This window comes from Peptoniphilus sp. SGI.035 (assembly GCF_050315115.1).
Classification (GTDB): Bacteria; Bacillota; Clostridia; order Tissierellales; family Peptoniphilaceae; genus Peptoniphilus_A.
The window spans coordinates 71,071-96,460 of record NZ_JBNPOJ010000003.1 but is presented as its reverse complement, the minus strand read 5'-3'; the positions used below and the strand labels follow the sequence as shown (position 1 = coordinate 96,460).

24 protein-coding genes are annotated in these 25,390 nt (G+C 30.6%); 18 read left to right on the top strand and 6 right to left on the bottom strand.

Features of this window, described 5'->3' with window-relative positions; translation table 11 throughout:
• Window positions 1–86 precede the first annotated feature (86 nt).
• The 9 genes from ACQRC6_RS02650 to ACQRC6_RS02610 all read left to right on the top strand — a co-directional run bounded on the left by ACQRC6_RS02650 (window position 87) and on the right by ACQRC6_RS02610 (window position 10,445).
• Window positions 87–1,328: an MSCRAMM family protein gene (locus tag ACQRC6_RS02650; RefSeq protein WP_427847613.1), complete on the top strand. Its 1,242-nt coding sequence runs from the start codon at window positions 87–89 to the stop codon at window positions 1,326–1,328.
• A gap of 38 nt (window positions 1,329–1,366) precedes the next feature.
• Entirely contained in the window at window positions 1,367–2,311 is a 945-nt protein-coding gene (locus ACQRC6_RS02645) for a class C sortase (protein WP_427847612.1), read from the top strand.
• Window positions 2,295–3,116 (top strand): class C sortase, encoded by an 822-nt coding sequence (locus ACQRC6_RS02640; protein ID WP_427847611.1) that lies wholly within the window; start codon window positions 2,295–2,297, stop codon window positions 3,114–3,116. The genes ACQRC6_RS02645 and ACQRC6_RS02640 overlap by 17 nt, the downstream gene beginning before the upstream one ends.
• The gene (locus ACQRC6_RS02635) at window positions 3,113–3,931 is read left to right on the top strand and encodes a class C sortase (RefSeq protein WP_427847610.1); all 819 of its coding nucleotides are present in this window, start codon (window positions 3,113–3,115) and stop codon (window positions 3,929–3,931) included. The genes ACQRC6_RS02640 and ACQRC6_RS02635 overlap by 4 nt, the downstream gene beginning before the upstream one ends.
• 374 nt (window positions 3,932–4,305) lie before the next feature.
• Window positions 4,306–5,247: a D-2-hydroxyacid dehydrogenase gene (locus tag ACQRC6_RS02630; RefSeq protein WP_427847609.1), complete on the top strand. Its 942-nt coding sequence runs from the start codon at window positions 4,306–4,308 to the stop codon at window positions 5,245–5,247.
• Between the two features lie 143 nt (window positions 5,248–5,390).
• A complete protein-coding gene (locus tag ACQRC6_RS02625; protein ID WP_427847608.1) occupies window positions 5,391–7,001 on the top strand; it encodes a MutS-related protein in 1,611 nt (536 codons plus the stop codon).
• A gap of 115 nt (window positions 7,002–7,116) precedes the next feature.
• On the top strand, window positions 7,117–7,722 hold the full coding sequence (locus ACQRC6_RS02620; RefSeq protein ID WP_427847607.1) for a histidine phosphatase family protein: 606 nt from the start codon (window positions 7,117–7,119) through the stop codon (window positions 7,720–7,722).
• Window positions 7,723–7,731: 9 nt separating this feature from the next.
• Complete coding sequence (locus ACQRC6_RS02615; protein ID WP_293557654.1) at window positions 7,732–8,667, top strand: NAD(P)/FAD-dependent oxidoreductase; 936 nt, start codon at window positions 7,732–7,734, stop codon at window positions 8,665–8,667.
• Window positions 8,664–10,445 (top strand): thioredoxin domain-containing protein, encoded by a 1,782-nt coding sequence (locus tag ACQRC6_RS02610; RefSeq protein WP_427847606.1) that lies wholly within the window; start codon window positions 8,664–8,666, stop codon window positions 10,443–10,445. Before ACQRC6_RS02615 ends, ACQRC6_RS02610 begins: the two co-directional genes overlap by 4 nt.
• Window positions 10,446–10,456: 11 nt before the next feature.
• Here the strand turns inward: ACQRC6_RS02610 and ACQRC6_RS02605 are convergent, their stop codons facing one another.
• A complete protein-coding gene (locus ACQRC6_RS02605) occupies window positions 10,457–11,095 on the bottom strand; it encodes an HAD family hydrolase (RefSeq protein ID WP_427847605.1) in 639 nt (212 codons plus the stop codon).
• Window positions 11,096–11,172: 77 nt separating this feature from the next.
• Between ACQRC6_RS02605 and ACQRC6_RS02600 the strand changes: the two genes are divergently transcribed.
• Together ACQRC6_RS02600 and ACQRC6_RS02595 are read left to right on the top strand one after the other, a co-directional pair.
• The gene (locus tag ACQRC6_RS02600; protein WP_427847604.1) at window positions 11,173–12,231 is read left to right on the top strand and encodes a DNA polymerase IV; all 1,059 of its coding nucleotides are present in this window, start codon (window positions 11,173–11,175) and stop codon (window positions 12,229–12,231) included.
• Window positions 12,218–12,643, top strand: coding sequence for a PaaI family thioesterase (locus tag ACQRC6_RS02595; protein WP_427847603.1), 426 nt, complete (start codon window positions 12,218–12,220; stop codon window positions 12,641–12,643). Before ACQRC6_RS02600 ends, ACQRC6_RS02595 begins: the two co-directional genes overlap by 14 nt.
• A 66-nt stretch (window positions 12,644–12,709) precedes the next feature.
• On the opposite strand, the gene ACQRC6_RS02590 is transcribed toward ACQRC6_RS02595, so the two are convergent.
• The gene (locus ACQRC6_RS02590) at window positions 12,710–13,573 is read right to left on the bottom strand and encodes a LysR family transcriptional regulator (protein WP_427847602.1); all 864 of its coding nucleotides are present in this window, start codon (window positions 13,571–13,573) and stop codon (window positions 12,710–12,712) included.
• Between the two features lie 159 nt (window positions 13,574–13,732).
• Between ACQRC6_RS02590 and ACQRC6_RS02585 the strand changes: the two genes are divergently transcribed.
• The 4 genes from ACQRC6_RS02585 to ACQRC6_RS02570 all read left to right on the top strand — a co-directional run bounded on the left by ACQRC6_RS02585 (window position 13,733) and on the right by ACQRC6_RS02570 (window position 18,573).
• Window positions 13,733–15,154, top strand: coding sequence for a YfcC family protein (locus ACQRC6_RS02585; protein ID WP_427847601.1), 1,422 nt, complete (start codon window positions 13,733–13,735; stop codon window positions 15,152–15,154).
• Between the two features lie 35 nt (window positions 15,155–15,189).
• A complete protein-coding gene (gene pepD, locus ACQRC6_RS02580; protein WP_427847600.1) occupies window positions 15,190–16,626 on the top strand; it encodes a beta-Ala-His dipeptidase in 1,437 nt (478 codons plus the stop codon).
• A gap of 6 nt (window positions 16,627–16,632) precedes the next feature.
• The gene (locus ACQRC6_RS02575) at window positions 16,633–17,544 is read left to right on the top strand and encodes an AEC family transporter (RefSeq protein WP_427847599.1); all 912 of its coding nucleotides are present in this window, start codon (window positions 16,633–16,635) and stop codon (window positions 17,542–17,544) included.
• 321 nt (window positions 17,545–17,865) lie between these two features.
• A complete protein-coding gene (locus tag ACQRC6_RS02570) occupies window positions 17,866–18,573 on the top strand; it encodes a TIGR02206 family membrane protein (RefSeq protein ID WP_427847598.1) in 708 nt (235 codons plus the stop codon).
• A 32-nt stretch (window positions 18,574–18,605) separates the two neighbouring features.
• On the opposite strand, the gene ACQRC6_RS02565 is transcribed toward ACQRC6_RS02570, so the two are convergent.
• Window positions 18,606–19,361, bottom strand: a complete 756-nt coding sequence (locus ACQRC6_RS02565; protein WP_427847597.1) for a formate/nitrite transporter family protein — start codon at window positions 19,359–19,361, stop codon at window positions 18,606–18,608.
• Between the two features lie 53 nt (window positions 19,362–19,414).
• Window positions 19,415–20,842 carry a Na+/H+ antiporter NhaC gene (nhaC, locus tag ACQRC6_RS02560; RefSeq protein WP_427847596.1) on the bottom strand — a complete coding sequence of 476 codons (1,428 nt, stop codon included), beginning with the start codon at window positions 20,840–20,842 and terminating at the stop codon, window positions 19,415–19,417.
• Between the two features lie 113 nt (window positions 20,843–20,955).
• Here nhaC and ACQRC6_RS02555 point away from each other — a divergent pair, with 113 nt between their 5' ends.
• Both ACQRC6_RS02555 and ACQRC6_RS02550 read left to right on the top strand, forming a co-directional pair.
• A complete protein-coding gene (locus ACQRC6_RS02555) occupies window positions 20,956–21,465 on the top strand; it encodes an adenine phosphoribosyltransferase (RefSeq protein ID WP_427847595.1) in 510 nt (169 codons plus the stop codon).
• 211 nt (window positions 21,466–21,676) lie between these two features.
• On the top strand, window positions 21,677–21,874 hold the full coding sequence (locus tag ACQRC6_RS02550; protein WP_427847594.1) for a hypothetical protein: 198 nt from the start codon (window positions 21,677–21,679) through the stop codon (window positions 21,872–21,874).
• 119 nt (window positions 21,875–21,993) lie between these two features.
• Here the strand turns inward: ACQRC6_RS02550 and ACQRC6_RS02545 are convergent, their stop codons facing one another.
• Together ACQRC6_RS02545 and ACQRC6_RS02540 are read right to left on the bottom strand one after the other, a co-directional pair.
• Window positions 21,994–23,226, bottom strand: a complete 1,233-nt coding sequence (locus ACQRC6_RS02545; RefSeq protein ID WP_427847593.1) for a dicarboxylate/amino acid:cation symporter — start codon at window positions 23,224–23,226, stop codon at window positions 21,994–21,996.
• A 21-nt stretch (window positions 23,227–23,247) separates the two neighbouring features.
• Complete coding sequence (locus ACQRC6_RS02540) at window positions 23,248–24,435, bottom strand: MalY/PatB family protein (RefSeq protein ID WP_427847592.1); 1,188 nt, start codon at window positions 24,433–24,435, stop codon at window positions 23,248–23,250.
• Window positions 24,436–24,595: 160 nt separating this feature from the next.
• Here ACQRC6_RS02540 and ACQRC6_RS02535 point away from each other — a divergent pair, with 160 nt between their 5' ends.
• A complete protein-coding gene (locus tag ACQRC6_RS02535) occupies window positions 24,596–25,162 on the top strand; it encodes a MarR family transcriptional regulator (protein WP_427847591.1) in 567 nt (188 codons plus the stop codon).
• Window positions 25,163–25,390: the final 228 nt, after the last annotated feature.

Below are 25,390 nucleotides of genomic sequence, written 5' to 3'. Positions count from 1 at the left end.
TACAAAATTATTAACGCAAGAAACAATTTTTTAAATCTATGGGAGGGGATTTCCCCTTCCTTACATATTATGATTGTGAGGTAGAGATGAAGAAGAAAATTAAAGATTTAATAATTTTATACATGATGATAACTGTGGTCTTCCTACCTCTTAATGTTTTGGGAGCATCTTCTGTTACCATGGAAATTAATACAAGGGAAACTTTGACTAGAGAGGATTTGGAAGGTAGGACTCTCGGTATTTGGAAAATCAACGATAAATTTATTGATACTAATATGGATAAGACTAAACTTGTTTCTATATTAGACAAGTTAAGTGAAGATGACCTTGACAAGCAACTTGCTGATAAAAAGGACAAGTGGGTCATTAGTCCTAAGGAGAAGGACGACTACAAATTTACTCTTGAACTTGAAAGAGGCACTTATTATATTAGGGAGTTAGGTGGCAAGGATAGAAAAACTTTTATTGAATCTGCAGTTTTTTCTCCTGAGGAAACAAATATTGTTAAATTAAAGTGGGGAGGAAGGGAAACTCCTCCGCCAGAAAATCCACCTCATAAGCCTCCACAAAATCCTCCAGAAAATCCACCGCACGTACCTCCTGATGTACCGCCAACTCCTCCTAATTCAGTTTTGCTTTTTAAGACTGATGATGAAGGAAGGGCATTAAAAGGTGCAAAGTTCCAACTTATTCGCGATAATGGCGAGGTAGTAAGGACTAGCAATTTTTCTATGAATGATAAGGGCAAGGAAGAAGTCTTCGAGACTGATGATAAGGGTTATATTTTAATAAAAGACCTTGACCCTGGTGTATATTTTTTCAAAGAAATCGAGGCACCTAAGGGTTATGAGATTGTTACGGCAGAAAGTCAATTTTCAATATTCTCTGGGGACAAGGCAAAGCTCACTGTTATGAACAAGAAAAAGCTTGGTTCTTATAATTTCTTCAAGACTGATGAGTCAAGAGAAAGGGGTCTTTCTGGTGCTGAGTTTGTCATCACTCGTCAAGTTGATGGCAAAGACCAAAGGTTAAAGCGCAATGGCAAGGATCTAGTTCTTAGTTCTGGCGAAGATGGCAAGTTTTTTGTGAGGGATCTCCCTTATGGAACTTATTATATCTGGGAAACTAAGGCTCCTAGTGGCTACACTCTTTTACAGGGCAGTTTGAAATTTGAAGTTGACGACAATTCTTTTGAAAAAGTCCTAATTATTGAAAATACTAAAAAGCCACCTATTCCTAAGACTGGCGACATTACGCTAATTGTACTTGTCATCGCTGGTGCTATAATGATTGGTCTAGGCAGGTTTATGATCAAGGACAAAAAGTAAAGTGAGGCTCCTTGGAGCCTCTTTTTTATGGAGAAAAAATGAGCAAAAAAAAGAAAAAATCCAATAAGTTATTTATTTTCATTTTTATATTAGGTCTTGGGATACTTTCTTACCCCATGATTTCTAACTGGTATTATAGGATTGAGGCAAATAATCAAGTTGCTGATTTTAAAGAGGCAAGGGATCTATTGAGTCAAGAGGAGATAGATAGACGTCTTAGGTTAGCCAAGATTTATAACGACGATTTAGGCAATGTAGTCCCAAAGGATCCTTATAGTGAGGAAGAAAAACATAGGGCGATAGAAAATTATGCAAAGATGCTTGAGCTTAGGACTAAAATTGGTACCATTGAGATACCTTCTATTGACGTGGATCTGCCAATTTACGCTGGTACTAATGAGGAAATTTTGCAAAAAGGTTGCGGACACTTAGAGGGTACTTCTCTTCCTATTGGTGGAGAGTCTACTCACACTGTCATCACTGCTCACTCTGGTCTTCCTTCTGCTAGGCTTTTTACCGATCTTGAAAAGATAAAGCTTGGAGATAAGTTTTACATCAACAACATTGGCGGTGTTTTGGCATATGAAGTTGATCACATTGACGTCATAGATCCTTCTGATTTTTCTCAGCTTATTGTGGTGCCGGGAAAAGATTATGCAACTTTACTTACTTGCACTCCTATTATGATTAATACACACAGGCTCATTGTCCGTGGTCATAGGATTCCTTATGTGCCTGAGAAAGATGAAAAGATTAGAGAAGATAAGGGTGGCAATTTAGGTATAGATAAAAGGCTTATCATTCTTTTAATTTTTGCTATAATTATATTAGCTAGATTTATTCAATCTAAGAGAAATAAAAAGTTAGCGAAAAAAAGAGAAGCTGAAAAGGCAAAAAATATTGAGATGGCTAAGATAGATGCGACTAAAAATAGTGATTTAAGTAATAATGATAGGGGTGATGACAGTGAAGGAGAAGTTTAAAAATAATTGGAAGGTTATCCTATTATTTTTATCGGGTCTTCTCATTGCCACTTATCCTATTATTTCAAATTATTATTACACTATGGACAATAGCAACCAAATTACAGAATTTAAGGAAGCTGTTTCCGAAATGTCAGAGGAAGAGATAAATAAAAGAATGGATCTTGCCCGTGCGTATAATGAAACTCTAGACCCTTCAAAGCTTGCTGACCCCTATACTGATAGGGAAAAGGAAGGCGTGGCAAATTATGCGAGGATGATTGAAGCGAGGGAAAAAATTGGCTATATAGATATTCCAAAGATAAACCAAAATATTCCTGTTTTTGCCGGAACTTCTGAAGATGTTTTGCAACACGTTTGTGGTCATTTGGAAGGGACTTCCCTTCCTGTTGGCGGCAAGTCTACTCACTCTGTCATCACAGCTCATAGAGGTCTTCCGCAAGTCAAACTTTTTAGAGATCTTGACAAAATGGAAGTAGGGGATGTGTTTTATTATACAAATATCAAGGAAACTTTAGCTTATCAAGTGGACCAAATCGTAGTTATTGAGCCGTGGAATTTTGATTATGTTCTCGTCGTTGACGGCATGGACTACATGACTCTTTTAACTTGCACGCCTTATATGATTAATTCCCACAGACTTTTGGTGCGAGGACATAGGATTCCTTATGTGCCAAAGGAAAAAGAAACTGAGGAAAATAAGGCTAAGTTCAATCACAGGTCATTGATATGTGTAATTGCTATTTTGGCTTTTGTTATGCTCGTTATATATATTTATATTAGAAGACGCAGGAGGAGACTATGAAGGCTAAGACTAGGGTCATAATTGGATATTTGTTTATCTTGGTGGGGATATTTATGCCCCTTCTTGCCTTTACTTCTATGTCCTTTAGAGAAGTCATGGCGGACAAAAGGTATGCTTCTTTTAAGGAGAAAGATGCTCGTGTAACTGATGCACTTAAAAAATACAATGAAGAGGTAAAAAAGAGCGGCAACAATATTATCGACCCCTTTGACAACGAAGATTATAAAGGTTATTACGATATCAAGGGCATTGACAAGGACGAAGTTTTTGCTTATCTTATTATTCCTAAGCTTGACATGAAAAAGCCGATTTATCTCGATGCAACTTACGACCATTTGGACTGGGGAGTTGCACAAGTAGAGGGAACGAGTATTCCTCTTGGTGGAAAGTCTATGAGATCTGTCATCGCTGGTCATAGAGGCTGGTGGGGAGATCTAATGTTTTACAACATCGACAAGCTTGAAGTTGGAGATGAAATTTTAATTGATGGACGCAGCGGACTTTTGAAATACAAAGTTACTGGTCAAGAGATTATAGATCCAAGTGATTGGGAAAGTATTCTCCCTATTGAAGGCAGGGACATGATTACATTACTAACTTGCCATCCAAAGAGACCACCTAGACCAAAGAGGTTATTAATTAACGCAGAAAGAGTTGTGGAAAAGAAAGCCAATGTAACTACACAAGTTGAACAGAAAAGTGAAGTTCCATATTTAAAGTATGCAATTTATGCTGTTACAGTTGTTGGTTGGATTGCCATGTTTTTAGTGTTCTTTAAAATGATTGCTTATGTAAAAAAAGAGAAAAGACATTGACATTATAGTAGGGTCGAAATGGTTCTGAAAAAATTTTTGTGTATCAACCTAAATCCTAAAAAGGGTAAGGGTTGATACTTTTTATGTATTAATGGTTCTTTTTTTAAAGAAATATAGCTTGACTTAAATTTACAAACTTTAAAAATTTCTCCGAATTAGTTTTGTTTATCCTTATTGAAAATCTAAAATTATATAAAAAATAAAAAAGCCTATGACAAAAAAATTAACTTAAAGTAAATATACAGTGATTTTGCAAGGGTTTTTTTGAAAAAAAGTATTAATTATATTAAGGCTACAAATGAACTTGAAAAAGATTTTGATTTCAACTACAATATAAATGTAACTAAGTACATAAAATTTTAAGGAGGATGCAAATGAAAGCGTTAATGGTAGATTATATGTCAGATGTTATTGACAAAGGACTTGAAGAAAGAGGTATTGAACTTGACAAGGTTATGCTTCCAACTTCTGAAAAATTAGCAGAAATTATTGAACCTTATGATTTCTTATTTATGAGAGTTGACCCATTCATCAACAAAGAAGTTCTTGATGCTGCTAAAAATTTAAAGGCAATTTTTGTTGGTTCAACAGGAACTAACCACATTGACCTTAACTATGCAAAGGAAAAAAATATTCCAGTTAAGAACTCTCCAGGACAAAATGCAAACGCAGTTGCTGAACTTGTTTTTGCAAAAATGTTAGACCTTTATAGAAATTCTGTACAAGCTCAAAATGAAGTTAAGAGCGGAATTTGGAATAAATACAGATGGATTGGTAGAGAACTTAGAAATAAAACTTTAGGAATTTGTGGTTTTGGTGCAATTGGTAGAAGAGTTGCAGAAATCGCTAATGTATTCCACATGAGTGTTCTTGCTTACGATCCATTCTTAAAGCCAGAAGATATTAAAGTAGATTATGTTGAACTTGTTGACTTTGATAGAATAGTAAAAGAATCTGATATTATCACTCTTCATATGCCACTTACTCCAGACACTAAGGATTTATTTTCTAGTGATGAATTCGAAAAAATGAAAGATGGAGCTTGCATAATCAACGCTGCACGTGGTGGAATTGTTAATGAAGATGCACTTTATGATTACATTAAAAATGGTAAATTAGGAGGAGCAAACTTAGATACACTTTCTAATGAACTTGGCTCTGGCGGACTTGACACTCAAGATGTTCCAGTTGAAAATAAGTTATTTGAACTAGATAGACTTTATGTAACACCACATATTGGTGGTTCTACTATCGATGCTCAAGACGATATTGGTCATGTAATTCTAAAAAACTTTGACGAACTTTTCGGAAAATAAGAATATAATAGCTAATTTAAGGTAGCATATAGAGTTTAGACTAAAATTAATTAAAATTACTGCTCACATTGTGGGCAGTTTTTTTATGCAGAATGTAATTGCACTTAAAGATTTTTTATAATATATTAAAGAGGGAGGTTGATATGAAGGATTATTATGCACCAATTATTTTACTATTTGTATTTTCTGCAATAATTTTTCTCTACAATTATTATATAAAAGTGAGAAATGAAAAAATTTTAAGAGAAGAAATCATAAAAGAATTTGGAAAGGTTCACTCAAAAAAATTTAAGGGAAAAATCGACGGATTACATAAAAGGATTGGCGGCAATTTAACAGAAATTACAGCCAATGATTTGAATTTTGACAAAATTATAGAGAAAATTAATCACAATGTGTCAAGGCTTGGATTTGAATATTTTTATTACAGACTTAGAAATTTAATTTTAGATAAGGATGAGTTGATAAAGTCCCAAAACAATAGAAATATTTATAAAAAACATGAAGATGAGCTATTAGACCTTCAGTTTCAACTTGGTAAAATTGGATTTTTTAAAGAAGATGTATTAAGTTTAGTAGAGGAAGAAGTTAAAATAGACAAAGAGCTTGAAATTGGGGCGAATATTTTTTCTTTTACAGCACTTTATATTTTAATTCTTTTTATCTTTTTAAGAGCTGGGTCAGTGCTATTTATTCTTGTCCTACTTGGAATAAATATTTACATTTATAAAAAATTTAACAACATAACTCTTGGCAAATTAGAAACTTTAGTTAGGTTTAAAAGTATTTTATTTGTTTCAGAAAATTTGATGAAAAATAAAGGGCAAGTATTTACAGAAGAATTAGAAGAGATGGAAAATATTTTAAAAAGAATTTCTCCACTAAAGAAAACTTTAAAGTCCTTTGGATTTTTGACTGGCAATGCGGAAATGGATTTTGCAGAAACTTACAAAAATGTATTATTTTTATCGGAAGCTAGAAAATTTTCAAAGTCGCAAAAATACTTTAAAGAGTATAAAGATGAAATTTTTAGACTATATTATCTATTGGGAAAAATCGATTGTGAAATAGGAATTATTTCCATTGAAAAAGCATATAATACAGGAGATGCAATTTTTAGTGAAAAAATTTGTGGCAAAAATTTGTACAATCCATTATTAAAAGATGCTGTGCCCAATGATTTGGATTTGGAAAAATCAATAATTTTAACGGGTTCTAACGCATCTGGCAAGTCGACATATCTTAGAACCATTGGCATAAATGCAGTTTTTGCACTTAGTTTTGGCATTTTCTTTGGTGAAAAATTTGAAATAAAGCCACTTAAAGTAACATCGGCTATTGACATTAGCGACTCAATAATGAAAAATCTTTCCTATTTTATGGCAGAGTCCAAGGCAATTATAGAGATGATAGAAGATGATGAAGAAAAGTTAATTTTGCTAGACGAGATTTTTAGAGGAACTAACACTATTGATAGAATTGCATCTGCTACATCGACATTAAAATATTTGGCAAAGAAAAATCACGTTGTGGCAGCAACTCATGACATCGAGCTTACAATTTTATTGAAAGATTATTTTAACAACAAACACTTTGAAGAAAAAATAGAAGATGGCGACATAAAGTTTGATTATTTAATAAAAGATGGACCTGCAACTACGAGAAATGCCATAGCAATTTTGGATAGCCTAAACTATCCAGAAGAAATAATCAATGAGGCAAGAATTCTTTCAAAGGAAATGGAAAACAGATAGACTGCTTTATTCAGTGGTTTCTTTAAGGAGTAATTTTTTCTTTCTTTAATTGTTATTCTTAATAATATATAATATTATTAAGAATATATTTTTTTATACAGATTGTGAGGGTAGTATGAGGATTTATTTTACAAGACATGGTGAGACTGAATGGAACAAGCTTAATATAATTCAAGGGCAAGATGATTCGCCACTTACTAAAGAAGGTATTGAGATGGGAAAGGCGCTTCACGATAAGTCAAAGAATATTCACTTCGATAAGATTTATTCTTCTGACCTTGGTCGTGCCTATGATACTGCAAAATTAATTTGTCCCAACAGGCATATTATAAAGACCTCACTCCTTCGCGAAATTGATGTGGGTTATTGGTCAGGCAAAAACATTAAGGATGTTAAAGACAGTGATAGATGGCTTCACAAACTTTATTTTAATAAGCCACATAGATACAACCGCATTGATGGTGAAAGTTTATACGATCTTAGAAAACGTGTGGAAAAATTCTTTGAGCTTGCTATTTATCCAGAACTTGACAACACTATTTTAGTCGTGGCTCACGGAGTTACTATTGTAGCTATGTTTTCTATTATGGAGAATATTCCCATGGAAAATTTTTGGATAAATAGGGTTAGGAGAAATGGCGAGTTTAACATAGCTGATTATCACAATGGCAAGTTTGAAATTATAAAAAAGGCGCCACAAAATCCTGTGGATTCTATTTGAGGTGATTAAATGAAAAGTTATGATTTAGTTATAATTGGTGCAGGTGTAGCTGGTTTGAGTGCTGCCATTTATGCGGGGAGATCTCTTTTAAACACTTTAGTAATCGAAAAATTTTCCTTTGGTGGTAGAGTTAACGACACTCCTAAGATTATTAATTATCCAGGATTTAAAGAAATCTCTGGTAGAGATTTGATAAATGAATTTAGAAAGCAAGCAGAAAGTTTTAATACTAATGAATTTGCTTACGGAACTGTTTCAAAAATCGAAAAAGTGAATAATGGTTTTAAACTTATTACTTTGAGGCGAAGGGAATTTTTTGCAAAGGCAATTATTATTGCAACGGGAACTTATGCTAAGATGATAAATGTTCCCGGCGAAACTGAATTTGCTGGTCGTGGTGTGTCTTACTGCTCAACTTGCGATGCTGATTATTTTAAGGGCAAAGACATACATATCTTGGGTTCAGGAGATCTTGCTTTAGAAGAGGCAGATTATCTATCTAATTTTGCAAACTCAATTAACATGATTATTATTCACGAAGAAGGAAATTTCGATGGAAATGAACTGGAAGTTAAAAAAATTAAAGAGAATCCAAAAATTTCTTACACTTGGCACTCAAAACTCGAGGGAATTTACGGCGACGACAGAGTAAATAGTTTGGATATTTTAGATTTATCTGACAATACAAATACTAGAGTTACTTCTGATGGAATTTTTATTTTTGCGGGAATGAGTCCCAATTCAAAATTTGTAAGGGATTATTTAGATTTAGATGATTTTGGTTTTATCATAACAGACGACTGCATGAGGACATCTGTGGAAGGAATTTATGCTGCAGGAGATATAAGAAAAAAACCTCTCAGACAAATTGTTACAGCAGCAAATGATGGTGCTGTGGCTACTGTTTATGCAGAGAGATACATTAGAAATAGAGGTGTAAGATGAGAGTTTATCCAAGAGGAACTGTAGTCTACAATAAAGAAAAGGCATATAATGGCATAAATTTAATTTCAACAGCAAAGGACGGAGCACTCATTACAAAAATGGACGGTACTGAACTTAAAAGGTTTTCTGTGAACCCAATGCCAGCTAAGATGTTGCCAAATAAAAACATTATGAGTATTTCTTCTTTTAGGTCATCAGATTTTGGAGTTAGCGATGGTATAAAATTACTTGAATTTGACAAGGATGGGAAAGTTGTATTTGACTTCGACAAATTTAAGTTTACAGAGGACAGAGGTTATAGACCAAAGTGGATGGCGAGGGCGCATTCTGATTTTCAAAGAGAGGGAAACTCACTTGGATATTATTATCCTAGCGAAAAAATTATCAAAGGTGGCAACACCCTTATATTAGTTCACGATGAAATTGTGGATAATAGGATTTCTGACAAGACATTGCTTGACGATGTAATCTTAGAAGTAGACAAAAGTGGAAATATTATTTGGAAGTTCTCCTTTAGTGAACACTTTGACCAACTTGGATTTTCAGAAGAGGCAAAAAATGTTTTATACAGAAATCCAAATCTTAGGATTACAGAAAGACCTCTTGGAAATTATTTAGACGTAACATCAATTTCCACAATTGGCGAAAACAAGTGGTATGATCAAGGCGATCCACGATTTCATCCCGAAAATATTTTGTTTACTGCGAGAGCAGCAAATATTATTGGCATAATTGACAAAAAGAGGTCGCGAATTTGTTACAAGTTGGGACCAAATTTTTCTGACTTTAAAAAAGTAGATCCAGTAGTTGGCTCTGCCTTTGCAAGTATAATTCCAAAGGGTTTAGAAGGCGAGGGCAATCTCTTGATTTTTGACAATGGAGGAAGATGCGGCTACGGTTCGCCAACTCTAACTTCTCCTTCAGGATTACTTCCCTTTGTTAGAAATTATTCGAGAATCCTAGAGATAAATCCTGTTACACTTTCTGTAAATTGGTCCGTAGATCCAAGGGATTTTGGTTTTTCAATTCCAATGAATGGCTACAAATTTTATTCGCCTTATGGTGGAAATCTTCAAAGACTTCCCAATGGCAATACTCTAATAACTCTTGCGACAGAGGGTATGGTTATTGAAATTACACGTTCAAAGGAAATAGTTTGGCAATGGACTTGCCCTTATAGGACGACTACGGAAAATGTCTTGAAAAATAACATGATTTACAGAGTTTATAGATATCCCTACGATTATCTCGGCGTAGATGACAGTGAAAATGAAATTGAAGAGATTGAAGATGCTTCTTATTTCAAGTTAAAAGGAGCGGGAAGTTTCAAGTCTGTTGATGTTACAAATGTAAATGGAAGTGAATTAAATAACGATATAGACCCACTTTCACAAGAATCTGAATCAGTTGTTGACCTTGAAGAAAACAAGAGAGTAATCAAGAGAAATGAATCAGTAATAAAATATGTAATGCAAAATTATTTCGACGACACGATAAAATCACAAAAAGCAGCCATAATTATCTTTGGTGCAGATAGATGTTCTCATTGCGAACCACTTATGGAAGTAATGCAAGTGCTCCTCGAAGAAGAGTTCAAAGAGGTTAGCTGTTACTATATGGATCTCGACAAAAATAAAGACTTTGCAGAAAAATACGAAATCTTCCAATTACCAAGAGTTTCCTTCTATAAAGACGGCGAAAAGGTTCACGAGTTCACTGGAGAAAAATCCTATGACGAAATTGCTGAATTAATCGAAAAATATATTTTAGAAATTTAAAAAACTGAGGATTAAATTCCCTCAGTTTTTTTATGCCAAGTTAAATTTGTATAGCCCTTTTTCTTTACCTTAGAATTTATTAAAAACCTATTTTTTACAAGCCTGAGCATATATTTATCGTCATTATAAGAATCGGAGTAACCAAGGGAATTTTCGTAATCAATTTCTATTCCCTCTCTCTTTAAAATTTCATTAATATTTTTTACCTTGATTTGCTTTTTGTTATTGCCATGGATTAGTTTATAATCATCGTCTAAATCCGTTCCAATGATGTAGTCGAAGCAGAAGAGTTCGCCCACATATATTAAATAATTTGTGGCAGAAGCAGAACAGAGGATTTTAATAGTGTCTTCGTCATAGGAATTAAATTCACTTTCAAATTCTCTAAAGAAAAATTTGGGATAGAGAAAATTTGTAACGAAGTTTTGGAGTTCTTCTTCTGAAAAATATTTTATGACAGAAACCATTTCATTTTTCATTATTTCAAAGTCGGAATTAATTTTTGACTTGATATATGCAAAACTTAAACTCCAAAGAGTTTTAAAAATATTTATTTTTCTATTTTTAAATGCGTATTTATAAAGCTCAAATATGGACTCACAGTCAACAATAGTTTTGTCAAAATCGTATAGTGCAACTTTTCTTTTCAAGATTTCACCTCAATAGAATTATATCAAATTTTCTTCATTATAAAAAGTTAATATGATATACTAAAGTAGTGATATTTATGGGAATTATTATACATGTTGACATTGATGCCTTCTATGCATCAGTAGAAGAACTTGACGACAATAGAATAATAGGAAAGCCAGTAGTGGTAGGCGGCAAGTCCAATCATGGAGTTGTAACGACGGCTAATTATGTTGCAAGAAAATATGGAATTCATTCTGCCATGCCCATGTATATGGCAAAAAATCTTTGCGATCACTTGATAATTAAGCCCATGAGAAGAGATAGGTATTTGGAAAAATCACGCGAAGTATTTGAAGTTTTAAAGACTTATACAGACAAAATCGAAAAAGTTTCCATAGATGAGTCCTATCTCGATGTAACGGGACTTGGTTACGACGAAAATATTGTCTACGAGCTTCAAAAAAATATTTTTAATAAAACGGGACTAAGTGTTAGTGTTGGTCTTAGTTATAATAAATTTTTGGCAAAACTTGCAAGCGACTGGAACAAACCTAATGGAGTAATGATTATTAGAGAGTCTGACATCCCAGAAATTTTATTTCCGCTAGACATACGAAAGGTTCACGGTATTGGAAGAAAATCCGAAGAAAAACTGCGCAACATTGGCATAAATAAAGTGGAGGATCTTTATGGACTTTCCTATGAATTTTTGGCAAATATGTTTAAGAAAAGTGGCGAAGAAATTTACAACAGGATTCGTGGAGTGGACAACAGAGAAGTAACGCCAAACACTATGAGAAAAAGTCTTGGCACAGAGTCAACCTTTGAAGCTACAAAAAATAAAAATGAACTCATAAATTATCTAAAAGAATTTGCCAAGGAAGTTTCGGAAGACTTAGTTGTAAAGGAAATTTCTGGCTACACTCTGACTTTAAAGATGAAAAATGAAAAATTTAAAGTTAAGACTAGGTCAAAAACTTATGACAATGCAATTTATGAAGAAGAAGATATATTAAATAAAAGTATTGAAATTTTTGATGAAGCCTATGAAGGCGAGAAGCTAAGGCTTATTGGCATCACTGTTTCAAATTTAGTTGATCTAAATATAAGACAACTTTCTTTTTTTAATGGGAGGAAAAATGGAAAAAATTAATTTAAAAAATTTATTTGAAGATGATGAATATGTTAAAAAAAGCAATATGAAATTTTTTAAGCTAGATGGCGACAATTTAGTTTTAAAAATGAAACCAGAGAAAAATCAATTTAATGCATATAATATACTTCACGGAGCAGAAATTTTTGCACTAATGGATACAGCTGCAGGTTGCCTTTCTATTATAAATGGGAAAAAAGCTGTTACCTTAAATTCTAGCATCAATTTCATTTCATCTACAAGCTATGGAGAAGAAATTTACTCCAATACAAAGATAATTCACATGGGAAAGAGTACAGAAGTCATTGAAGTTGTCGCCATGTGCAAGGACAAAATAATTGCAAGAGGAAGTTTCACGTTTTTTGTTGTAGATGAAATTGAAATTATTGGAAAAGAATTTTTAGAACAATGACATAATCTTATTGAAAAATGATAAATGTCAAAAACTAAAAATTTTTGTTTTAATTAATTTGCAAAATTATAATTTAGTAAAGAACTCTAAAAAAGACTTTTCAGCTTTAGACAAGTAGTTATTTTTTATCCAAATTGCCATAGTAGAAGATGTTAAATTATCATCTAGTATTTCTTTATATACAATATGTTCATTTGATTGTTTAATAGCACTTTTAGGAAGAATAGCTATTCCCATTCCTAGTTCTGCTAATCTTAACGTAGTGCTTGAACTATTACAGACACATACTATATTAGGATTAACATTATTTTTAAAAAAAGAATTCTCTAAATCCTTTTGATATCTATGATAAATTATTATTTTTTTACCATCTAAATCTTCTATTGAGCAATCCTTTTTTTTGCTCCAATTAAAACAATCAATCATGGCTACGCACATGTTTTCTGGATTTTTAATTATAGTATTAACATTATCTTTTTTGAAAGGGGATCTTACGATACCAATGTTAATTACTCCTTTATTTAGGAGATTATATATGAAAGGAGTGTCTCCTTCATATATATCAAAGACTATTCTAGGATTATCTTTCAAAAAAGATTTTAATTCATTGTTGAAAATTAAGGGTATAGAAGTGGGAGTTATTCCAATTAATATACTCCCTATATTCTGATCATCAAATTCCTTAATTTCTTTTTTTATATTCTTTGATAAAGAAACAATTTCCTTTGATTTTAATAAGAAAAATTCTCCAACTTCTGTAAGGTACATTTTGTTATTCTTTCTATAAAACAAAACTTCTCCCAAATCTTCTTCTAATTTTTTAATTTGGTGGCTTAGAGGAGGTTGAGTCATATGTAATTTTTTTGCAGCCTTTGTAATAGAACCTTCTTGAACAATAGTAATAAAATATTCTAACTGTCTTAATTCCAAAATATTCACCTCGTAATAATTATAACAAATTAGTAAAACAAATCTATCAAAAAAGAACATATAAAAAATGTATGGGGCATATTTTTTTATTGAATTGTACTTTATAAGAATTAAGGTATAAAATCAAAATTAAGTAAAACGTTTTTATAGGAGGGTATTATGAAAAAGAATAAAAAATTAAGTTTATCTAGTATTTTTTCAAATGTGAATCCGTTAACTTTGCTTTTTGTGATAGTAGTAATAGTTTCAATTTTGACACATTTTATTCCATCTGGGGAATATGACAGAGTATTAGATGAAGTAACAGGAAAAACAGTTGTAGTAGCAGATACTTTTAAATTTGTTGAAGCAGATAAAGCAAGTATAACCACTATGTTACTATCTTTTGACGCAGGGATTCAGAAGGCTGCACCTATAATTTCTTTTCTACTTCTAATTGGGGGATCATTAGGAGTTATTACATCTACTGGAGCAATAGAATCATTATTGAATGTTTTAGTAAAAAAGTTTAATAATGAAAAAAAGAAAAAAATAATTATAGCTATTACCATGTTTTTTTTCTTGTTTTGCTCATCAAGCTTTGGAATGGGTCAAGAAATGATGGCTTTTGCACCTTTTATAATAATATTGATGGTGTCTTTAGGGTTTGACACTATAACTGCTATAGGAACTATGATATTAGGATATGCTATAGGATATGGTTCAGGATTTTTAAATCCATTTAACTTGGCGGTAGCTCAAGATATTGCAGGGTTACCTTATCCATCAGGTTTAGAGTTTAGAATAATTTTAAGTTTAATTTTATATATAGTAGCAGTTAGATATATGATAAATTATGCAAATAAAGTTGAAAGGGATTTTAGTTTAAGTATTAGCCCTAATATACCAGAAGAATTTAAGAGTAAAAACAAATTCGAAAATATTAATAAAATGAGTACATCCCATAAACTGGTATGGCTTATATTTGTATCAGGTTTAGCATTTTTAATTTATGGTGCAACTATGAAAGGTTTTTATTTATCTGAGTGTGCTACCATTTTTTTAACTATTGGATTATTAAGTGGTATAGTTAACAAATATAATTTAAATAAAATTTTTCAAGAATTTAGTAGGGGAGCAAAAGATATGGCTGTTCCTTGTTTAATAATTGGATTCGCTATGTCTATTACGACAATCTTAGATTCTGCTAAAATTTTAGATTCAATAGTTTATTATTTATCATTGCCACTTAAAAATTTACCACCAATTATATCAGCAGGTGGAATGGTTATCGTTCAAACGTTAATTAATTTCTTTGTAAATTCAGGATCAACTCAAGCCGCTATTACAATGCCTATTATATCACCACTAGCTCAAGTTTTAGGTGTAAATCAGCAAGTTGCTGTTTTGGCTTTTCAATTGGGAGATGGACTTTCAAATATGTTATGGGTAACATGCGGAACACTTATGATTGGACTAGGTATAGGAGAAATTAATTATATTAACTGGTTTAAATTTATTATTAAAATATATTTAGTTTTACTAACTATAGGTGTAGCTGCGGCAATGTTTGCGCAATATATAAATTATGGACCATTTTAAACAACAAATTTAATGACAAGGGGAATTAAAAATTCATGAAAAAAGAAGAGTTATTAAAAAATAATACTTTGTTTTATTTTAACGAGATATCTAAAATACCTAGGGGAAGCGGAAATGAAGAAAAAGTAAGTAAATATATATATAATTGGGCTATTAAAAGAGGGTATACAGTTAAAGATGATAAGTATCATAATTTAATTATAAAAAAGGATAATAATAAATCTAAGGATTCTATTATTTTGCAGGCTCATTTAGATATGGTCTGTGAAAAAACGCCTGAATCTAATCATAATTTCTTAACTGATCCTATTGAATGGGAGATAGCTGATGGATTTATAAAATCAAAAGATGGTACAACATTAGGTGCTGACTGTGGTATAGGTGTAGCTCTAATAATGGCTATGTTAGACATTAATGATGATCAGTTTCCACCAATAGAGGCAATTTTAACAACAAGAGAGGAAACTGACATGGCTGGAGCATATAATATAAATAAAAGATTATTAAGTGCAAAAAGAATGATAAATTTAGATATTAGCCCAGAAAATAAAATTCTAGTAGGATCCTCTGGTGGTTTTGCTTGTGAAGTTAGCCTCAAAGTAAATTTTGTTAAGTATGATGGAAAATTTTTTGAATTAAAACTAACTAATATGCATGGTGGTCACTCTGGGAATGATATAAATAAAGGATATGGAAATCCATTAATACTATTAGTTTATTTATATAAAATTTTAAAAAAATCAGGTATAGAATGTAGCCTTAGTTCTATAGATGGAGGGAATTCTAGACTTGCTATACCAAGAGAGGCATCTATAAAATTTGGACTAAGTAATAAAAATACTGCAGAATACTGCAAAGATATTATTAATAAATATTTATATTTTTTATCTAAAAAATATAACATAATGGAGAAAAAGTTAAATTTATCATTGAGTGAAATTGATGATTGTTTAGTTTTTAGTGAAATTGATGAATTAAGAATAATTAATCTCATCAGTTTGATTCCTAATGGTATATTTGAGATGGATAACAAGTTTAATGGTTTAGTAGAAAGTTCATCAAATCTAGGTGTTGTAAAAACTCAAGACGACAAGGTTATACTTACAGAAGAGATAAGAAGTGCTTATAAAGAATCAGGAGAAATGATCTTAGAAAAAATTAAAATATTATCAGATATTTATAACTGTGATATAAGAGTGCATAGCAAATATCCTGGTTGGACTTCAGATAAAAGTTCTAAGCTTTCATGCAAAGTTAAAGAAATTTTTAAGAGTATTTATAATGAAAATCCAATTATAACTGCATCTCATTCTGGTAACGAAGTAGCTATCTTGAAAGACTTGTTAAATTTAGAGGATGCAATAGCAATTGGACCTACAAGATTGTATTATCATACACCGAGTGAAGTATTAGATTATGTATCTGTAATCAAATTCGAAAAATATTTAGAAAAGATATTAAAGGAAATATAATATAAAATGAGTAATTTGTATATAATACTGAAACAACTGTTAATAATGTTCTTGTTTATGCTACTGGGATTTTTATTATATAAAAATAAAAAAATAGATAATGATGGATCAAAAAGTATTGCTAACTTATTAATATACATTGTATTGCCTTGTTCGATTTTAACATCTTTTATTAATAACAATATGGAAATACCATCTAAATTATTTTTAGGTTCAATAGCACTGTCATTATTATGTTTAATGATTTCAATATCTATATCTTCTTTATTGTTTAAAAATAAAGCAATTGATAATTTTGGTGTTTCATTTTCAAATGCAGGATTTATGGGAATACCAATAATAACATCTGTTTTAGATGAAAAGTATCTAATTTATGCCGCTAGCTATATTGCTTTATTAAATATTTTACAGTATTTTTATGGACAAAAATTATTATTAGGAGAGACTATTTTAAAAAACAAATGGGATATAATTAAGAATCCTTTAGTTATAAGTTTTTTCTTGGGTGTTATAATATATGTTTTCCAATATCAAGTACCTGATGTTTTTAACTCGCTTAGTAAATCATTAGCTAGTATTAATTCACCGCTAGCTATGATTCTATTAGGTGCATATATAGCTCAAGTGCGAGGAGTAAGCTCATTTTTGAATAAAAATCTAGTAATTAGTTCAATGGTTAGATTGGTAATTATACCAATCATAACAATATTCATTTTTAAATTGTTAAATGTTAGTAAAGAGATAATTTTACCACTAATTATTTGTGTAAGTGCTCCTGTGGGTTCTAATTTGGCTGTATATGCTCAAAAGCTAGATAAAGACTATATATATTCAGTTGAGTTAGTTAGTGTTAGCACTGTTTTATCTTTAGTCACTATGCCGATTATTCTAAGATTAGCTGATTTAATAATAGGGTAAAATAAAAATAAAGATTGAAAGCAAAAAAATTCAAAGGGTTATGTACAATACTGTTTTGTATATGACCTTTTTATCATTTTTAACGCAAACTTTAAGTTATGTATTACAAATAATATTTACTCAAGGATTTAAACGAATGCTATATGATACATAATTTATTATTATTATTATTATTATTATTTATTGTTTTAAAAGAATAATATAACAAATATTTATATAAAACACTTAAATGAATTTATAGTGTTTTCTGTATATAGCATTTAATTATATAATTTATTATGATAAAATATTTTAAAGAAAAAGATAAAGGATTTTAATTTTATGAGAAATTTTTGGGATTTAAATTATGGTGAAGTTGGCTTTGAGTTTTATGGAAGGTATCACTTCGCCTGCATATTTATTATTTTTATTTTTGCAATAATTTTATATAAACCATGGAATAACAATAAAAATTTTAGAAAAGTTTTTGCCATTATGCCAATTGCACTGGAGATTATAAGGCTTATTATGGTTTTAATAACGGGACATTACGACAGCTCTTATTTGCCTTTTCACCTTTGTTTGTTTGGGGCACAGTTTATGGCGTTAGATGTCTTTTTTGAAAGCAAATTTATAAAGGCATCGCTTTTCTTTTTGTTTATGCCTGCTGGTATTTTAAGTCTAATTACACCAGGGTGGAATAATGTAAATAAGTATTCCTATGTTGCGATTGTTTCGTGGATAATTCACGGCGTTAACTCCTTTTATCCCATATATCTCGTGATTTCAAAGGAATACAAACCAAGTCTTAAGGATATTATTTATCCAGTAATTTTTATTATTGTCATATTGCCTATTATAAAAGTTTTAAATAAAAAGCTAAGTGCAAATTACTTTTTTATTGAAGAACCTTATATTGGTTCTCCTCTTGAAGTGATAAAAAATGTTTTTCCAAATTATATTTTGGGGCTTTTTATAGTTACAATATTTGTAATGGTTATGACCTTTTTTATTTACAAATTAATTTTAAGATTAAAGATACAAAAATAAGACAGGATAACAAAAATCCTGTCTTTCTTTATTTATTTGTCCTTACCTAGAGTATTATAAGTTACTGCAATTAGTACACCGCCAATAATATTTCCAATTGTAACTGGTATTAAATTTTTGAGAATTAGTGCAAAGCTAAATTCTGGATTTAATATTTTTGTAAGGGCAAAGCAAGTCATATTTGCAATGCTATGTTCGAAGCCAAGACTTACAAAGGCTAGGATACACCAAAAAATTAAAATTAATTTTGCTGAATCTGAAATTTTTCTTGAGGACATTAAAACTGCTGTACATACTAAGATATTACACATAATTCCCTTAAATAAAAGTGCAGTGAAGTCAAAATTTGTTTTTCCAGTTGCAAGTTTTAATAGAGTTTCATTATATTCAGGAGATACGCCAGTCATTTTAAATAAGTATGCGATTAAAATTGAGCCTAAAAGATTTCCAAAATAAGAAAATATTAAAATTTTTAAAAGTGTAGCTGTTTCAATTTTTTTATTTAGCCTTCCCACAGTTGTTATGAGGACATTTCCAGTGAAGAGTTCGCCTCCAGCAAAAACTACAAAGGATAATGCAAGAGAGAAGAAAAAGCCGTTAATAAATTTTACAGCTGCAATTGGAAGTGGAGAAAACACATTTGTCGATAATACCATTATGAGTATTCCCATTCCAATAAAAAATCCTGCAAGCATTGAAGATACTATGTACTTAAAGAAGGAGTCTTCAAGTAAGTTTTTCTTCGTGTTTGCAGAATTTGTAAGTCCAGTTATTATATCTTTATACATTTTACACCTCTTTTTTAATTTCACTAAACATTATATCAAAAAGAGGCGGTTTTTCAATTGGTGAAAGTATCTTTATCATCAGGAAGTTTGAATTTCTTTGCGTCAATCGCTGTAATTATTATTTGCACAATTGGCATTAGTAGATTGAAGAACAAAAAAGGAAGATAATGCACTGTTGAAACTCCAAGTACAGATGTCATATAAGTGCCGCAAGTGTTCCATGGTATCATGGCAGATGTAACAGTTCCACCTGATTCAAGAGTTGAAGATAAAAGTTTTGGATCTAAATTTCTATCTCTATATTCATTCTTAAACATTCTTCCTGGTACAACTATGGAGATGTACTGCTCGGGCATAGTTGCATTTGTAAAAAAGCAAGTTAAAATCGTAGCTGTTACTATTCCAACAGTTGACTTTATCTTGTGAAGGAATTTTTTTACTATGGCTTCAAGTATTCCAGTTTCTTCAGCAATACCACCAAACATCATGGCGATAATAGTAAGTGAAATTGAAGACATCATGTTGTTAAGTCCGCCAGTTGTTAAAAGTTTATCCACTGACTCAACTCCAGTTTCTGAAACAAATCCATTTAAGGCAGCAGACAAAATATCGCCAAAGTTTATATTTTGATAGATTGGTCCTAAGATAGCAGCTGCAATTATGCCAAGGCTTATTCCAGGGACTGCAGGCACCTTTTTTGCAATGGAAAGTATTACAATTAGAGGTGCAATTAATAACACTGGAGATATATTAAAATTATTTTTTAAACCATTGGTAATTACAGTTACGCTGGATAAATCAGCAGAACTTCCACTGTATTTCATTGATAAAAATCCGAATATTGCAAGTGTTAAGAAATATGTTATAATAGTTGGCTTAAACATTGCCTTGATGTGTGTAAATACATCAGTGCCCGCCATTGCTGGTGCAAGATTTGTAGTGTCAGATAGGGGACTCATTTTATCGCCAAAGTAAGAACCAGATAAAACTGCACCTGCAGTTATTGGAGCAGGTATGCCTAGACCATTTGCAATTCCCATAAGGGCAATGCCCATTGTGCCAGCAGTTCCCCAACTAGTTCCCGTAGCAAGTGAAGTTATAGAAGTTATTAAAACTGTAGCCACAAGAAAAATTGATGGTTTTAAAATTAAAAGTCCGTAATAAATCATAGTTGGAACGACGCCAGCTAAAATCCAAACTCCAATTAGGACTCCAATGATTGCCAAAATTATAATGGATTGCATAGCTTGAGAGATTCCCTTTATCATTGCATTTTCAATAAATTTCCAGCTATAACCAATTTTTAATGCAACAAGGGATGCTATTAAAACACCAATTAACATAGGAATATGAGGGCTTTCTTTGTATTTTATAATACTTATAAACATAATTATTACAAGAGAAAGAAAAGTAAAAATTGCTTCGCCAAAATTTGCTTTTCTAATATATTTATCGTATTTTTTTATATTTTTATTATCCATTTAACACCTCGTGTACAATTCAAAAATTTAACATATTATATCATTAAAATAAAAATAATAAAAGTTTTAGTTAATTAATAAAGATGTTATACTATAAAAGAATGGAGGAAATTATGGAATTAAAAGATACAATTCGTGCAATAGAAAATTATCCAAAAGAGGGAATCGTCTTTAGGGATATTACCACTCTTTTAAAGGACAAAGATGCTTTTAAAAAAGCAGTTGATGAAATGGCAGCAAAAATTGACAAAGATGTGGATAAAATTATTGGTGTGGAAGCAAGGGGATTTATTTTTGGTGCAGCACTTGCCTATAAATTAAATAAAGGTTTTGTGCCAGCTAGAAAGCCAGGCAAACTTCCCTATGATAAACTGATAGAATCCTATAAACTTGAATATGGAGAAGATTCTATTGAAATTCACAAGGATGCAATTTTGCCAGGAGAAAAAATTGTAATAATAGATGACCTTCTTGCAACTGGCGGAACATCTAAGGCATGTATAGATCTTGTAAAAAGATTAAAGGGCGAAGTGTCTTCTGTAATTTTCTTAATTGAGCTAGTAGATTTAAATGGAAGAGAAGCTCTAAAAGGCACAAGAGTGGAATCAATTATAAAATATTGAGGCATAATTTCAATTTGAAAATTATTGGATATATTTGATTTGAAAATTCACTATGATATAATAATTTTATAATTAAACTTATGGGAGTAAATTGCTGAGAGGAGTTTAGACTCGACCTTTCTACCTGTTAGGATAATGCCTTGACAGGGAAAAGTAATTCTACTCCTATAATTTTATAGTAGGTTTTTTATTTATGAAGTAATCTACTTAAGTGAAAGTAGCAAAAATTGATTGGGAAGGAATGTTTGACATTGCCCTTGATAAAGTTAAGCCGAGAGAGTATAGAGCTTCCTCGACAGCTCTTTTTGTTGCTATTGGAATTGTTTTTTCCTTTGTAAATATTCCAGTTGGACTTTGTATGTCTAAGGGGATTTTTTCTATAAATGAAAATGAAGTAGAAAAAATGTGAGAGAAATAATTGAAAAAATAAAAAAATAAAGAAAAAAGTTAACTGATAAAAAATTTTTGTAAAACAAAGCACCCTTCTTACTGGTTTATCCAGTAAAAAGGGTACATATTATATAAAGTTTATAGTTTTTTATTATCATAATTTTTTGAAAACCAGTCTTTACCGTCAACTAATCTTGCTATTACCATTGCTAAGCCTGTATCGCCTGTTACATTTATAACTGTTGCTGGGGCATCTGTTATCGTTCCAATTAATACCATAATCGGTATTGCAGATTGTGGAAATCCAAAAGCTGATATAATAAATATTTCTGCTACATAACCTCCAGCAGGTATTCCTCCCATTACAATGGATGCAATAACAGCTACTAATATAGATAAAAGAATATTGTCAATTGTAACAAAATTAACACCAAATAATGAGCAGAGAAATGCAACTTTTAAAATTTGTATAATGCAAGCACCATCTTTATGAAGGTTAGCTCCTAGTGGAACAACTAAATCTGCTATTTCATCAGGGATTTCAAGTTGTCGTGCTTGATTTAAATTAGATGGTAATGTTGCAGCAGAGGAACAAGTTCCAAGTGCTGTTAATGTAGGTGTAATTCCAGTTTTCCACCAAGCTTTGACTCCCTCAGAACCAGCACCAATATAGGCATATAATGTTTGAGAAATTATATAATATATAATAACAACTACTGAATAAATTAAAATAGCCTTTGTCATAGGACCAATTAATTTTGATCCGTTTTCTCCTATTAATATTGCAAAATATGATCCTAATCCTATTGGAGCTATTTTCATTATAATGCTTATGAATTGTGAAATTATTTCAGTTGCATCATCAAATAATGCAATAATTTTTTTCCCTCTATCTCCAGAACGTATTAATGAAAAAGATAAAATTACTGAAAATACAATTAACGCCATTAAATTATTTTTTGAAAAAAGTAATGGAAAATCATTAACGGTAAACATTGATAATACGTTAAATGAAGCATTTAAATCAATGTTATTTTGAGTTAATGAGATTTCAGCATTCCCAACAGGATCTATAAACATCATTGGAATAATCATTGACAAACAAGCACATATTCCTGTAATGAATACACCTATAATAAAATAGACTAGTATTTTTCTCAATTTTGACATATCTGTCATCTTTGCAATAGAAGTTGTCAAAGAAAAAAAGATAAGTGGTACTACACTTACATATAATAAATTAAGAAAAATATCAGCAAATGGTTGTAGAAATTTTATCTCTGGACCAACAAAATATCCAATAATACCTCCAAATACCATTGAAAAGAGTAAAATTAACGAAGAACCATATACACTCCATATTTTTTTCATTTTTTATCTCCTAAAACATAATTAAATATTATTTTTTTTATTAATTGCAATTTGAAGTCTTTCAAGTGCATCCTCGAGAATAGAACGAGGACAAGCGATATTAAAGCGTTGAAATTTCTCGGATTCAGATCCAAAAACTTTCCCAGAATCTAGCCATAATTTAGCATCATTAATTATAATGTCATCTAATTCATCGGCAGTAAAATTATAGTTTGAAAAGTCCACCCATAATAAATAAGTGCCTTCTGGTTCAATTAGATTTGCCATAGGTAATTTTTCTTTAATAAATTTTCTAAAATAATTCAAATTATCTTCTAAATAATCAAGTAACTCTAAGTACCAATCCTCACCATTTTTATAGCAAGTAGTTAATGCTACTTGGCCCATAAGAGAACCTTGACTGTATCCTGTTTTAGCTTTTTCTTTGCGGAATTTCATCCTTAAATTTTCATTGGGGATAATTATATTAGATGGTTGAAATCCTGCAATGTTGAAAGTTTTTGAAGGAGACGTCATTAAAACAAGTATTTCTCTATATTTATCCTCTAAATTAAATACTGAAGTAAATTTATTTCCCTTGTATATTAAATCACAATGAATTTCATCAGAGACAACAATAACTTTATACTTGTAACAAATATCAAGTAATTTTGTTAATTCATCTCTACTCCAAACTCTACCAACAGGATTATGAGGGTTGCATAAGATAAACATCTTAACATTATTATCTATAATTTTTTTTTCAAAATCCTCAAAATCAATTTTATATCTATTATTCTCTAATACTAATTGATTATTGATAAACAATCTATCATTGTCTTCTATACACTCTCTAAAAGGATAGTATACAGGCTGTTGAATAATAATAGAATCACCTTTATTTGTAAACGATTTTACAGCGGTTGCAATTCCATATACAATACCACATCCTAGTGTAACTGTATTTGGATCAACAGTATAATTATGATATTTTTTAAACCAATAATTTAGAGCTTCAAAATATTCTTCATTTGGATCTGTATAGCCAAAGATTCCGTGGGAAATTCTTTTATGTAGATCATCCAAAATAGCAGTGGGAAGTTTAAAATCCATATCAGCAACCCACAAAGGTAGTAAATCATCTCTTCCTTTTCTCTGCATACCAAAATCGTATTTTAAAGAACTTGTTCCTCTTCTGTCAATTATTTCGTCAAAATTATATTTTTTCATATAAACCTCCTTATAATAGTTTAGTTAATAAACTATACTATGGTTTAATTTTAACAAATCTTTTTATTTTGTCAATGCTTATTTTCTTTTCCTTGACTTTTATTTATATCCATGTTAAATTACTTAAATATTCTTATAATACTTAGAAAGTGGGCAGTTTATGGATAATGATAAATTTAATGAATTATTAAAAATATTATTTAATAATATTTCGGACATTAACTCCAAAAAATTTGAATTTAGTGATTTTAATATCAATGAAGTTTTCCACTCTATAAATAATGTCTATTCAGAAATGTATAAATTTGTTCTTTTATATAATGATTATATATTTTCAACTCATTCTTATGGAGTAGATATCAAATTTTCAATGATTGAAGTTCATACTTTGACATATATTGAAGATAATCCTGGAATTACTTCTACAGAATTAGTTGAATATTGGCACAAGAGTAAAAGTTCTATTTCTCAAATATTAAAACGATTAGAAGAACATAATCTTATTAGAAAAGAAGCATCTATTGAAAATAAACGCTTTAAATTACTATATGTTACGGAAAAAGGGAAGAAGGTTAATGACGAACATAGAAAATTTGATATAGTTGATGTCTCTAAAACATTAAATAGCTTGCAAAAAAAAGTTAGTAAAAATGACATTTTATCTTTTTTTAAAGTAATTAATGCTTATAACGAAGTTATTTTAAAAGATTTTGAAATTAATAATTAAGTTTTAAGAGCATATTATTATAAAATTACTAAATGTAAAAGACAAATATAAAATAGTTTAAGGGTGATGATGCAAAATAGATTATCATATTTTGTTCATCACTTTTTCTTAAATATATGAATTGTCTGTAAAATAGTTTATGTATGAAGAGTTATTACTATAATAGATAATAATCAAGAAAATTTTAATATGCAAAAAAAGACGAGGTTTTTATTATCCTCGCCTTTT